The organism is Leifsonia sp. CL147, assembly GCF_900114565.1.
GTDB lineage: Bacteria > Actinomycetota > Actinomycetes > Actinomycetales > Microbacteriaceae > Leifsonia.
The window spans coordinates 89797-103141 of record NZ_FOTM01000004.1; the positions used below are offsets into that span (position 1 = coordinate 89797).

Below are 13345 nucleotides of genomic sequence, written 5' to 3' on the forward strand. Positions count from 1 at the left end.
GCGGGCGGATTCGCCAGTGAAAGGACCGCATGCCCACCACGCGCCCCGGAGTCGTCTCGGTCGTCCTCGTGAACTTCCGAGGAACCGACGACACGCTGACCGCAGTCGACCATCTCGGGCGGCTGGACTGGCCGGCGGACCGTCTCGAGATCGTCGTGGTGGAGAACGCGTCGGGCGACGGCAGCGCCGAGCGCCTCCGGCGTGAGGCGCCCCAGGTCGTCCTGATCGAGTCCAAGGCGAACCTCGGCTTCGCCGGGGGCTGCAACCTGGGCGTGCGGTCGGCGTCGGGGGAGTACGTGGCCTTCCTGAACAACGACGCCAAGCCCGATGCGGCCTGGGTCCGCGCCGCCGTCGCGCGTTTCGAGTCGAGCTCCCGCGTCGGCGCCGTCGCGAGCCGGGTGCTCGACTGGGACGGGGACAAGGTCGACTACATCGGCTCGGCGATGACGTGGTTCGGTCAGGGCTACAAGCCGCTGACCGGCCAGCCCGTGCCCTCCACCCCGGATGTCCCTGCGGATGTGCTCTTCGGCACCGGCTCCGCCATGTTCGTGCGCCGCTCCGTGTACGAGCAGCTCGGCGGCTTCGACGAGCGCTTCTTCATGTTCTTCGAGGATGTCGACCTCGGCTGGCGGCTGAACCTGGCCGGCCACCGCTTCGTCTATGAGCCGGCGTCGCTGGCCTTCCACAAGCACCACGCCTCGATGTCGTCCTTCGGCGCCTTCAAGGAGAGCTACCTCCTGGAGCGCAACGCGCTGTTCGCGCAGTACAAGAACCTGGGCGACGAGGCGCTCGCGCAGGTCCTTCCGGCGACGCTGGCGCTGACCGTACGGCGGGGCGTCGCCAAGGGCGGCCTCGACTCGGCCGAGTTCGATCTGCGGAAGGGCGGCTCCAACGACCCGACCATGGAGATCGACAAGGAGACGGTCGCCGCGGTCTATGCGATCGACCAGTTCGTCGAGCACCTGCCCGGTCTCGCAGCGGACCGGGAGCGCATCCAGAGCTCTCGGGTCATCGCCGACAGCCGCATCTGGTCCCTCTTCGGCGAGACCGATGCGCCGTCCTACACCGACGAGCACTACCTGGAGGGCTACGACAAGCTGGCCACCGCCTTCCCCGTGACGGAGCGGCCGGCCGTCACCCGGGTCCTGGTGATCACGGGGGACCCGATCGGTACGAAGATGGCCGGCCCGGCCATCCGCGCCTGGAGCATGGCCGAGGCGCTGGCCAAGGACAACGTCGTGACGCTCGTCTCGCTGGCGGGGGTCGAACCGGTCTCCGCGCCCTTCGACGTCGTGCAGGTGCGTCCGGGCGATGACCGCGCCATGCGGGCGCTGGAACGCGAGAGCGACGTCATCGTCTTCCAGGGCCTCGCGATGGCCCTGTTCGAGAGCCTCCGGAAGACGGACAAGATCATCGTGGCCGACGTCTACGACCCGATGCACCTGGAGCAGCTGGAGCAGGGCAGGGAGCTGGGCCGCGCGCAGTGGGACAAGCAGGTCCTCGACGCCACCGACGTCCTCAACGAGCAGCTGGAGCGCGGCGACTTCTTCCTCTGCGCCTCCGAGCGCCAGCGGCACTTCTACCTCGGCCAGCTCGCCGCGCTCGGCCGGATCAACCCGGCGAACTACGACGACGACCCGGACCTCGAGGGCCTCATCGACGTCGTCCCGTTCGGGCTGTCCGAGACGCCGCCCGCACACGAACGGGATGTGCTGAAGGGCGTCCAGCCCGGCATCGGCCCCGACGACAAGCTGCTGCTCTGGAGCGGCGGCCTCTACAACTGGTTCGATCCGAAGTCGCTCATCGAGGCCGTCGCCCGCCTGTCGGAGACCCACGGCGATGTCCGCCTGTTCTTCCAGGGGACCAAGCATCCGCATCCCGGCGTCCCGGAGATGGGCATCGTGGCGGACTCGCGGCAGCTGGCCCGCGACCTCGGGGTGCTCGACTCCGTGGTCTTCTTCAACAGCTCGTGGGTGGACTACGCGGAGCGGCAGAACTACCTCACCGAGGCGGATGCCGGCGTCAGCACCCACTTCTCGCACGTCGAGACGACCTTCTCGTTCCGCACGCGCATCCTCGACTATCTCTGGGCCGGCCTCCCGATGGTCGTCACCGAAGGCGATCACTTCGCTCAGCTGGTCGAGGAGGAGAAACTGGGCGTGGTCGTCCCCTCCGGCGATGTGGATGCCCTGGTCGCGGCCCTGGAGACTGTGCTGTTCGACGAGAAGTTCATCCGTGCCGCCAAGCGCAACCTCGCCCGCGTGCGCCAGCGCTACTTCTGGAGCGTGGTCCTCGCCCCGCTGGTCGACTTCGTCTCGGAGCCCCGGCATGCCGCCGACCTGGTCGCCCGCGGTGTCGTGGGGCAGGGGACTCCGGCGCGCCGCACCACTCAGCGGCGCAAGAAGCACGGGATCCGCCATGACGTCGGCCTGTTCTTCCACTACCTGCGCAACGGGGGTCCGGCCGTCGTGACGAAGAAGATCCGGAGCCGGCTGGGGCGACGGTGAGCGACGCGTCCGGCGCGAGCGGCGCGAGTCGCGCATCCATCTCGGTCGCGCTCTGCACGCACAACGGCGCCCGTTATGTGCGACGGCAGCTCACCAGCATCCTCGCCCAGACACTCCCGCCCGACCAGCTCGTGGTGTCCGACGACGCCTCGGTCGATGCCACGCTGACGGTCGTGGAGGAGGAGGTCGCCGCGCAGCGCGCGGCGGGCGGCCCGACGCCCCGGCTGGTGATCCTCCGCAACGAGACTCCGCTCGGCGTCACGGCGAACTTCGAGCAGGCCCTCCGCGCCTGCGACGGCGACCTCATCGCACTCAGCGACCAGGACGACGAGTGGGTGCCCGACAAGCTCGAGCGTCTGGCAGCCTACTTCGCCGCCCGCCCGGGTCTCGGCTTCCTCCACACCGACGCCACTCTCATCGGCGACGACAGCCTGCCGGTCGGCGGCACCCTCTTCGAGGCGCTGGAGGTCAGCAACGAGGAGCGTGCGGCCGTCCACTCCGGGCACGCTTTCGAGGCCTTCGTCCGCCGCAACCTCGCCACGGGTGCGACCGCCATGGTCACCGCCGGGCTGCTGCGGGAGGCGCTGCCGTTCCCGTCCGAGTGGGTGCACGACGAATGGCTGGCGATCCAGGCGGCGGCCCGTGACCGGCTCGATCTCAGCGAACGGCCGCTCACCCGGTACCGGCGGCACGACGAGAACCAGATCGGCGCAAGCGACCCGACGCTGCGCCACAAGGTCGGCCGCGTCCTCGGACGACGCGGCGAGCGGAACCGGATGCTCGCGGCCCGCTCGCGCATCCTCGCCGACAGGCTGGCCGCATCGGACGCCGTTCCCGCGGAGCACCGCGCGCTCGCCGAGCAGAAGGCGGCCTTCGAGGCGGCCAGGGCGGCGCTGCCCGCCAACCGGCTGGCGCGCCTGATCCCGGTGGTCCGCCTCGCCCGAGGCGGCGACTACGCGCGCCTCGCTAGCCGGGGACGGCTGGACGTGTTGCGGGACCTGCTGCAACCCTCCTGATCCGTCGCCCTCCACCCTCGCTCGCCGTCGCACGGTACAGCAGGACGGCGGCGACCGCGAAGACGACGGCCGCCACAACGAGCACGACGAGGACGCCGCCCGGCGGTGCCCACGCGGGTGAGCCGAACAGGAAGGTCCTCACCGAGCCGTTCGCCCCCACGGCGTAGCGGCGCAGGGCGGCGGCGAAGGCCCACAGCTGCCCGAGCAGCGCCCCGCCGAGGAGCAGGATGCGCAGCCGCCGCCAGGTGTGCGGCGACCGGAAGGCCGAACCGTCGAGCAGAGCGGCCAGGCCGATGACGAGGCAGAGGAAGAGCGGCAGGTTGTAGCGGCCCTGCCAGATCATCCCTCCGCCGTGGATGTACACGGCTTGCACGAGCGCGGGCAGCAGCAGGAAGGCGCCGGCGAGCACCGCGGCGACCAGGAGCCGCCTCCCGCGGAGCACGAGGAGCGCTCCGATCGCGAGGGAGGCGATGGCGACGCCCCACGCGAAGAGCACGGCCTCGGGCGCCGGCGTGTCGAGCCAGCCGAACAAGCCCACGAGGCCCTGCGAGTAGCCCACGGTGCCCACCAGCACGCGCTGGAAGCCGGTGAGGGGCGAGGCGCCGACGCCCGGGAACTGCAGGGCGTCCTCGGGATGCGCGATCGCGTTGGCGAGCGAGTTGGTGGCGAGCGTCCATCCCAGGGCGGCGATGGTCCCGACGGCGACGGCCCCGATGGCGAGGAGGACGGAGCGCTGTCTCAGCAGCTGGAGCGCGGTCCGGCCGCCCACGAGGAGAAGCGGGACGGCGAGGGCGGCCAGCACCCAGAGCGGGGACAGTCCGCGGGCGTTGACCGCGACGATCGCCGAGACGGCGACGACGGCCGCGCGCCCGCGCAACCGGGCGGGATCGGGCGAGAGGGTGACCGCCATCATGCCGCAGAACACTGCGAGGGTCGCGGTCGCCTCCACAGCGCTCGGGTTGACCGTGCCGCTCAGGAACAGGAGCATCGGCGTCACGGCGACGGCGAAGGCCGCCACGGCAAGCCGCCGCTCCCGGAAGGTCATCACCATCGAGAAGGCGAGTGCCGCGAACAGTGCGGACAGCACGGCGCTCGCCAGTCGCATCCCCAGGAGTCCGCCGGCATCGCCGGACAGGAGGGACGGCCATCCCACCGCGTAGTAGTAGAGCGGGTTGTAGAGCCCGGCCGAGGTGGGCGCGACGACGGTAGCGCGGGTGTCCTCGCCGCTCGGGAGCGGACAGGCGGCGGGGACGGCCGGCTGGAAGGCGTAACAGGTCGTGCGGTGCGCGTCTGCGACGTACTGCGGCACGTGCACGAGGTTGCCCGAGGCGGACGGCCGCCCGAACAGCTCTCCCCGGACCACGCTCGCGGCGCGCACGATGTGGGCCGGTTCGTCGGGCGAGGCCGACGGCGGCGTGGCCCAGGCCCAGACGGCCCCGAGGAGAGCGAGGACGGCCCAGGTGACGAAGAACGCGATCAGCGGGCGACGGGCGGGCACCTCTTCCGTGACGACGACGACCTGGGAGACCTCCGGCCGCCGCTGGTCGGCCGGAGTGCTCAGCGGCGTGCTCACCGGGAGGTCGCAGAAGTCAGCGCCCTGACGGGATGCTCCCGGTGGCCGGCTTCGGTGGCAGCGTTCACGGCCACACCCTAGCGGACGATCGTCAGATCGCGGCAGCGATGGCGGTGTCCGGCGCGTCGCGCCGGTCCGCCAGGGCGACGCGGAGCGTGAGCCATCCCCCGGCGGCGATCAGGAGGGCGAAGAGCACGAGGAGGAGCAGGTTCCCGCCGGGCGGCGCCCAGGGCGGAGAGCCGATGAGGAAGACCTTGAGCGAGCCGATCTCACTGACCGAGTACCGGCGCAGGGTGTTCTCGAACGCATAGACCTGCGCGGCTCCGAGAGCGACCACGACGATCCACGACAGCCGCCGCCAGGAGCCCGCGCGCGCGGAGATCACGAGCCGATCCGAGAGGAGCACCGCGAGTCCGACGACGAGGCAGAGGAACAGCGGAAGAGCGTAGCGACCCTGCCAGATGATGCCGCCGCCGGTGATGTAGACCCCCTGGACGATCGGGGGGAGCAGGACGAACGACGCGAGGAGGAGTCCGGCGAGCAGCAGCGCACGCGAGCGCAGCAGCACGAAGGCTGCGAGCAGGAGTGCTCCGATAAGGGCCGACCACACGAAGAACACCTCGGGCGGGGCCGGGGTGTCCAGCCAGCCGAAGATCCCGATGACCCCGTGCGCATACTCGACCGTGCGCTCGAGCGTGATGAAGAAGCCGCTGAACGGATTCGTCCCGACCCCGGCGTACCGCTGCGGGGTGGAATCGGGATGGTCGACAGCGTTCAGGAGGGAGTTGGTCCCCAGGGTCCACGCCATCGCGGCGACGGTTCCGAGGGCGACGACCGCCGCGGTCACGATCACCGCCCGTCGCCGGAACAGTGCCGCCAGCTCCTGACGGCCGACGAGCATCAGGGGCAGCGCGACGGCGACGAGGACCCAGAGCGGAGACAGCCCCCGCGCGTTGACCGCGATGAAGCCGGAGACCGCCACGGCGACGGCCTGCTGCGCGATGGGCGCGTCCTTCGCGCCGCGGACGATCGCCAGCATCCCGGCGAAGACCGCCAGGGTCGCGGTGGCCTCCAGGCCGTTCGGGTTGACGGACGCATCCAGGAAGAGCAGGAGCGGCGTGACCGCGACCGCGAAGCCGAGCACGACGAGGGGCGATCCCTCCCGGCGCCAGAGGAGCGCGAGTGCGAGCGCGGCGAAGAGCGATGTCAGAACGCCGCTGACGATCCGCATCGCGTAGATGCCGGCGTCGTTCGAGAAGAGGAGGCTGGGCCAGCCGACCGCGTAGTAGTACAGCGGGTTGTAGAGGCCGGCCGTGGTGGGGGCGGTGGTCGTCGCGCCCGGGTCGCGGTCGGCGACGTGGGAGCAGTCCGCGGTCACCCCGGGATGGAAGGCGTAGCAGGTCTCGCTCTGCGTGTCCGCGATGTATCGCGGGACAGTCACGACATGGCCCTTCGGCGAGGGCGTCCCGATCAGCTGACCCCGGACGACGCTGGCCGCACGGATGATGTGGGCCGGTTCGTCCGGCGAGGCCGCGATCGGGGTGGCCAGCGCCCACACCGCCGACAGCGCAGAGAGGAGGGCCCACGTCACCAGGAGCACACGGCGAGGAGACCACGGTGCCCGCAGCGACACCGGCTAGTCCTTCCCGTCGGTCAGCGCGGCCACATGATCCTTCAGCTGCTCGACCTCCAGTTGCAGGATCGCGTGCCGTTCGGCCAAGGTCCGTGTCTTGCTCTCCAGCTGGGTCAGTTCCGAGCTGTGCTGGATGCAGACCAGGAACAGCACCGCGATGCTGACGAAGAACACCAGGTTGACCGGGAGACCGACCCCGAGGAGCTCGGACAGCCAGTTCAGGATCTGGGGGAAGACGCCGATGATCAGCGCGAGGGTGCCGGCGATCAGCCACCAGATGGCGTGCCGTTCGCGCATCCGCCCGCGCCGGAGCATTTCGATGACGACGGCGAGGGTGACGAGCGCCGCGACGATGCCGAAGATGTAGCTGAGCAGTGACATGGTCAGGCGATGGCCGTTTCGGTGATGGCGTGCCGCGGGCGGATCACCGCGACGACGAGAGCAAGGAAGGCGCGGGCGAGGTACACGGCGGACTTGAACGGGTTGTGGCTGGGAGTGCCCGTGGTGCGGGGCCGCATCGAGACCGGGGTCTGACTGACCTTCAGCTGCGCACGGGCCGCGATGACCAGGGCCTCGACCGTGTCGCCCAGGTACTCGGCCGGGTAGGCGCGGGCGAAGAGCTCGACGGCACGGGGGCCGTTCGCCTTGAAGCCGCTGGTGGTGTCGTTCAGCTTCGTTCCGGTGATCCGGCTGAGCACCACCGAGAGCAGGCGCATCGCCCACTTGCGGGGACCGCGGACCTCGTACTGACCCTCGCCGGAGAAGCGGGCGCCGATCGCGATGTCGGAGTCGGCGAGCGCCTCGAGGAGCGAGGGGACGGCGGCCGGGTCGTGCTGACCATCCGAGTCGATCTGCACGACCACGTCGTATCCGTTGGACAGCGCGTACTGGAAGCCGAGCCGCATGGCGCCGCCGACCCCCATGTTGAACGGGAGGCGCGCCACGAGGGCACCGGCGTCGTGCGCGCGCCGCGCCGTCGCATCCAATGACCCGTCGTCGACGACCAGCACCGCGGTCCCCGGGAGCTTCTCGTGGACCTCGGCGACGACCGCGGCGACCGACGCCTCCTCGTTGTAGGCGGGCATGACGATGAGTGTCCGCGCGAGGGACGGTGGCATGGCACTCACCTTACTGGATCGCGTTCCGTCTGCTCCGGTGCTCATCGGACCGTCCGATTGGTGAAGACATGGCGCAGCAGCGAGCTGCTCCCGTCGCGGTCGCCGACGCGCAGCGCCCGGGGGAGCTTCGTCGCAGCGTTCAGCCGGCTGGTCACATGCCGGCGCGCCGCGCGGGCCGCATGGTGCCATCCCATCGCCTCCATGTCGCCGGCGACGTTCTGGAAGAAGCGGCGCTCCTCATCGAAGCGGCCGCCGTAGCGGGCCGTCGCCGAGGACACGCTGGCCTCGTGCCGGCGGTAGCGGAACGTCCGCTCCGGCAGCAGCGCCATCGTGCCGCCCCCGGCGATGATCGTCAGCTGGAGGGCGAGGTCGAGGACGATCTCGTAGTCCGGGTCGAAGCCCTCGGCCTGGCGGACGGCCTCCGTGCGCCAGCAGATCGACGGGAAGTAGGTCCAGTTCCCGCGCAGCAGGCTGACGGCCAGCGGCTCGCCGCGCAGGATGACCGGCTGCGGGCTGGAGGGACGCGACCAGCGCTTCACCCGGTCGGCGAGCGGGAGGATGTCGTTCCCGCGATCGGAGATGACGCTCACCGCCGGCTGGAAGTACGACGTGCCCGGGAAGCGCTCGATGGCGGCGCGCATCTGGGCGATGTAGCCGGGTTCCAGCACGTCGTCGCATCCCATCAGGACGAAGTGCTCGCTCTCCACCAGATCGAGGGACCGCGAGAAGTTGCCGCTCACGCCGAGGTTCGTCTCGTTGAGCAGGTACTGCACGCGCGGGTCGCCGAGGCCTCGCACCCACTCGCCGGGCGCGCGGTCCGGGTACTGGTCGTCGATGACCACGAGGCGCCAGTCCGGGTCGGTCTGCGCAAGCGCACTGCTCACGGCGGCGCGGAGCTGATCCGGGTCGCCGTAGAACGGCATCATGATGTCGATGGTCACGTGGGGAGAAGGCCTTCGTCGGGTGGGTACCTGGCTCGGTCCGTACTATCTTCGCACGGGCGCCAGCGGGTCTCAGGCGAGGGTGCGGCGCCGGTTCAGGCCGAAGGTGCCGACCGGCCACGCCACGACCGCCGCCGCGGCGAGCATGGCGAAGAAGGCGAACGAGCCGATGATCCAGACCCAGATCGGGCCGAACGGGAGCGCCCACCACCACGTGTCCCCGGCGTCGAGGTTGAGGCCCTGCGCGAGGGTGCCGGTGACATAGCGCCGGAGGTTCGTGAACAGCGCGACGTGGTTCGCGAGCCACAGGCCGCCGACGATGAGGATGAGCTGGAAGCCGGACAGCCCGAGGCCCAGGCGCCGGATGCCCCAGAGGCAGACGCCCACGAAGAGGAGGATGAGCGGGTAGATGTAGCGCGGCTGCACGCCGGTTCCTACCATGACCCGGTCGTGGACGAGGACGTAGAGCGGCACGGCCACCAGCGCCATCCCCACGAGCCCGACGGCAAGCGCCTTGCGCAGCGGCGCCTTCCGCAGAGCGCCGAAGGCCACACCCGCGACGAGGGTCGTCGACGGCATCCAGACGATGCCGGGCATCAGGGTGTCGAGCCAGCCCAGCCCCCAGGTCCCGAGGGTGCCCACCCAGAGCGTGGGGAGCTGGAGCAGGTTGCCGACCGCGAGCGCTAGCGTCTGATGACCGGACAAGGGCGTTGCGGTCTCCGGGTTGATGACGCCGCCCTGGCTGCCGGTCAGGAAGAAGATCACGCACACGATGGCCAGGACGAGCGTGAGGATGGAGCGCATCCAGAAGGAACGGGTGCGCTCGGCCTTGAGCAGAGCGACGACGATCATGGCGAGCACCGAGTAGGTGGCCGCATCCGAGCGGGCGCCCGCCCCCATGACGGTGGCGACCGTCGCGAGGGCGCCGAGAGCGATGGTCCGTCCCCGGGTCTCGGCCTCGTAGAACCCGACCAGGCACAGCCACAGGGTCACGGCCGAGGTCGCCGCCCATCCGGAGGGGTTCACGCTCGGGATGATGAACATCCCGAACGGGACCAGCGCGATGATCCCGCCCCACAGCACGAGCGGTCTCCGCCGTGGCGACAGCAGGAGGAAGAGCGCGGTCAGGAGGCCGACGAAGAGCAGGGCATTGAAGGCGCGCATCGCCAGCACGGACGTCGCCGTGTGGTGGCTGACGAAGACGCTCATCGTGACATAGAACACCGGCGGGTAGCCGTGGTCGTTGAAGGTGCCCCGCTTCGACGCCTCGAGCTTCTGCGTTCCCGCCGCAGGGCAGGCCCCGCTCTTCTGGGTGTTGAACGCGTAGCACTTGGCGGCTTTGGTGACCGCCGCGGGGACCAGCTTCACCCCGGGATCGGCGGTCGACTCGCAGAAGCCCGCCCGGTCACCCTGTGCACACCAGATGCTGCCCAGATGGTAGTCCTCGTCCGGGCTCGCGCCGACGGGCGAGGCGAAGGCCCAGGAGAGCAGTGCCACCAGCAGCATCACCGGGATGAGCGCGGCGAAGACCGTCCGCCCTCGGCTGAGCCCGAGGAGTCCGGGACGGGGCGCCCGGGCCGGGCGGCCGTCGCTCGTGCCCGTCGCGTTCACGTCTGCTGCCGAGTCCGCGGGTCGGGCGTCGTTCACGTCGGCCGAATCCATTTCGGTCGCCGCCATCAGCGTCCCGCCTCTGCGCGGGTGTCCGCACCGCCCCGATCGGCGAACACGATGGCATCGGCGGCGACGAACGTCACGTGGTGGTCCTCTCGAGCTGGATGGCGCCCATCCGGATGCGGCGTCTGCAGTCGAAAATACCAGTTCCGGGGCCGCGTGGCAGCCGGACGGCCCGCCGTCCACGGTCTCCCCGGCTGCCGCATGGTTGAATGCACCTCACGGGCGATCAGCCTGAGATCCGTTCCCCGGAGGCACCCATCACCAGCTACGAACCCCTCAACGAGCCGCTGCCCGCGCGCGCCGACGGCGAAGTCCGCACCCGGAGCGCGCGATCCTCGGTCGCGCTGATCCTCGGGGCGACGGTCGTGTCGGGACTGAGCGGCTACGTGGTCACCTGGCGAGTCTTCACCGCGAGTGGAGCGGCGGGCTACGCCGTGTTCTCCGTGTTCTGGTCCGCCCTCTTCCTCGTCGTCGGGGTGCTGTTCGGCGTCCAGCAGGAGGCGACCCGGGCGGTCGCGCAGAGCGACCCGATCGCCGAGCCGGGAGATCGAGGCGGGCGCCGGTCCTCCGTCTGGCTGTTCGCCGCGGTCCTGGCCGTCCTCGTCGCTGTGGCCGTGCTTCTCACCGCACTGCTGTGGGCGGTGCCGGCGCTCGGGCGCGAGCAGGCCGGGCTCTCGATCTTCGTGGCGGTGGGCGCGGGGCTCAACTGCCTGGTGGCGGCCGGCTCCGGTGTGATGGCGGGGAGCGGGATGTGGCGGCAGCTCGCCGGCGTGGTCGCGCTCGACGGCATCCTGCGCGTCGCCTTCGTACTGCTCGCGCTCGCGCTGACCACCCAATCCTGGGCGCTCGCGCTCGCGGTCATCCTGCCGTTCCCGCTCGCGCTCGGTGCCGTCATCCTGACCGCTCCGCGCGCGCTCCTGCGCCGGGCACTCGTCCCCGAGCGGATGCGGACGCTGGCGTCGAACACGCTGCGCACGATGATCGCGGCCTCGGCGACGGCGATCCTGATCAACGGCTTCCCGCTCATCCTGTCGTTCTTCGCGAATCCGTCCGGGCATCGGGAGCTCGGCTCCCTCGTGCTCGGCGTGACCCTGACGCGAGCGCCCATCCTGGTCCCGCTGATGGCGCTGTCGAGCTTCCTGGTCAGCCAGTTCGCACGCATGCCGCAGGGCGCGAGCCGGTTCGCGCTCCGGCTCTCGGCGCTCATCGCCGCGGTCGTCGCGGTCCTCTGCCTGTGCGCCTGGGCTTTCGGGGTCCCGGTCGTCGTCGCGGTGTTCGGCGGGCAGTTCGACCTCGACGCCGGCACGCTCACCGCGCTCGTCGCCTCCTCGGGGATGATCGGGGTGCTCTGCGTGACCGGCGCGGCGGTCCTCGCCCGCAACCTCCACGGCGGCTACGCGATCGGCTGGGTGGCTGCGTCCGTCGTGACCATCGCGCTGCTCTTCCTTCCGTTGCCGCTGCAGCCGCGCGCAGCGCTGGCGCTGGCCGCAGGACCCGCGGTGGGCATCGCCGTGCACCTCTGGTGGCTGCGCGCGCGGAGCACGCGGAGCGCCGGCGTCCTCACCGAGGCCGCTCCGCGGTGACCGTCAGCTCGGTTCGCGGTGCGGCAGCCGCAGCCTCCAGCTCATGCCCTGCGACGCCTTCACCGTGCAGATGATCAGCAGCATCCATCCCGCCTCGACGAGGATCGAGCTCTCGAAGACGCTGGTGACGAGCAGCGCGACGAGCACGAGCGGAGCCCAGGCGTAGACGACGCTGCGGCGGTTGGAGGCGAGCAGCCACGACCGCGTGAAGGCGAGCCCGATCAGGGCGACGAACAGCAGCAGGCCGATGATCCCGACCTGGAGGTACACGTCGAGGTAGGCGTTCAGTCCGTCGGAGTGGTACACGCCGGTGTTGTCCTGGATGGCAGTGAACGGGTAGAGGTCCGTGGGCCACGAGCCGACCCAGCCCCAGCCGATCGACTGCTGGACCGGGATGAGCTGCCAGATCTGGAGCCACAGCTGGTAGCGCACCTGGAAGTCGGCGCGGGCGTTCAGCAGGTCGATCACCCGCGTGCGGTAGATGTACGCGACGACGAGCACGGCGACCGTCAGGATCGCGAGACCCCACTGGAAGTAGGGCCGTTGCTGCGTCGTGGCCTTCCGCAGAAGGTAGAGCGCGAGGGTCGCCAGCCCGACGACGACCGAGACCGCGGCGATCACGGGGGAGTGGGCGAACAGGATGCAGAGCCCGGCCAGGATGATCGAGTACGTCGCGACCGGCGGCCGCACCGAGCGCGTCCGCAGCTCGACCAGGAAGGTGACGAACGCGATCAGGGCCACGATGCTCAGCTGGTTGCGGGTGCCGAACAGTCCCTGGATCGGTCCTCCGACCGCGAGGTTGCCCTGGATGCCCAGGAACCGCATCGGCGCGTCGAGCAGCAGGCCGCTCAGCACCTCCAGCGCCAGCGACAGGGTGAGCAGGAACCGCAGCGCGTCACCGACGACGCGGACGATCTGGATGGCGTCGCGGACGAGGGCGATGTACACCGCCAGGAACGCGAAGATCAACTGGTAGATCACCCCGGCGAAGGATGCCCACTGGTACTGGCTCCACAGGATCGAGGCCGCGCACCACCCGACGAACAGCAGCGCCGAGATGGGCAGCAGCCCGTGCCATTCGATGAGTCGCCACTGCGCCGCGAAGGACAGGGCGGCGAGCACCACGAGGACGGCGAGGGCGCCGATCAGCCCCGGCCATCCGATCAGCCCGCGGATCGCGTGCGTCGAGAAACCGGTGATCACCGCCAGGAGGGCGAGGGTCGAGGTGAAACGGGCAGACCCCAGGAACTCGGTCACCGCGGGCGGCACCAGGGTCCGTGGGGGCGTTGCCATGTTCACA

10 protein-coding genes are annotated in these 13345 nt (G+C 70.6%); 3 read left to right on the forward strand and 7 right to left on the reverse strand.

The annotated features are described in order from the left end of the window. Nucleotides 1–29: 29 nt before the first annotated feature. On the forward strand, nucleotides 30–2507 hold the full coding sequence (locus BM287_RS05255; protein WP_090036672.1) for a glycosyltransferase: 2478 nt from the start codon (nucleotides 30–32) through the stop codon (nucleotides 2505–2507). After that, nucleotides 2504–3523 (forward strand): glycosyltransferase family 2 protein, encoded by a 1020-nt coding sequence (locus BM287_RS05260; RefSeq protein WP_090036674.1) that lies wholly within the window; start codon nucleotides 2504–2506, stop codon nucleotides 3521–3523. Before BM287_RS05255 ends, BM287_RS05260 begins: the two co-directional genes overlap by 4 nt. Here the strand turns inward: BM287_RS05260 and BM287_RS05265 are convergent. The 6 genes from BM287_RS05265 to BM287_RS05290 all read right to left on the reverse strand — a co-directional run bounded on the left by BM287_RS05265 (nucleotide 3474) and on the right by BM287_RS05290 (nucleotide 10465). Then, entirely contained in the window at nucleotides 3474–5096 is a 1623-nt protein-coding gene (locus BM287_RS05265) for a DUF2142 domain-containing protein (protein WP_244527910.1), read from the reverse strand. The genes BM287_RS05260 and BM287_RS05265 overlap by 50 nt on opposite strands. A 91-nt stretch (nucleotides 5097–5187) precedes the next feature. Continuing rightward, nucleotides 5188–6696, reverse strand: coding sequence for a DUF2142 domain-containing protein (locus BM287_RS05270; protein ID WP_211772958.1), 1509 nt, complete (start codon nucleotides 6694–6696; stop codon nucleotides 5188–5190). Nucleotides 6697–6732: 36 nt separating this feature from the next. Next, the gene (locus BM287_RS05275) at nucleotides 6733–7110 is read right to left on the reverse strand and encodes a DUF2304 domain-containing protein (protein WP_090036678.1); all 378 of its coding nucleotides are present in this window, start codon (nucleotides 7108–7110) and stop codon (nucleotides 6733–6735) included. A 2-nt stretch (nucleotides 7111–7112) separates the two neighbouring features. Next, entirely contained in the window at nucleotides 7113–7847 is a 735-nt protein-coding gene (locus BM287_RS05280; RefSeq protein WP_090036680.1) for a glycosyltransferase family 2 protein, read from the reverse strand. Nucleotides 7848–7888: 41 nt separating this feature from the next. Then, nucleotides 7889–8788, reverse strand: coding sequence for a glycosyltransferase family 2 protein (locus BM287_RS05285; RefSeq protein ID WP_090036682.1), 900 nt, complete (start codon nucleotides 8786–8788; stop codon nucleotides 7889–7891). A gap of 72 nt (nucleotides 8789–8860) precedes the next feature. Further along, complete coding sequence (locus tag BM287_RS05290) at nucleotides 8861–10465, reverse strand: DUF2142 domain-containing protein (RefSeq protein ID WP_090036684.1); 1605 nt, start codon at nucleotides 10463–10465, stop codon at nucleotides 8861–8863. Between the two features lie 206 nt (nucleotides 10466–10671). Here BM287_RS05290 and BM287_RS05295 point away from each other — a divergent pair, with 206 nt between their 5' ends. Beyond that, nucleotides 10672–12045 carry a lipopolysaccharide biosynthesis protein gene (locus tag BM287_RS05295; protein WP_244527911.1) on the forward strand — a complete coding sequence of 458 codons (1374 nt, stop codon included), beginning with the start codon at nucleotides 10672–10674 and terminating at the stop codon, nucleotides 12043–12045. 3 nt (nucleotides 12046–12048) lie between these two features. Here the strand turns inward: BM287_RS05295 and BM287_RS05300 are convergent, their stop codons facing one another. Continuing rightward, on the reverse strand, nucleotides 12049–13338 hold the full coding sequence (locus tag BM287_RS05300) for an O-antigen ligase family protein (protein ID WP_090036686.1): 1290 nt from the start codon (nucleotides 13336–13338) through the stop codon (nucleotides 12049–12051). Between the last annotated feature and the right edge of the window lie 7 nt (nucleotides 13339–13345).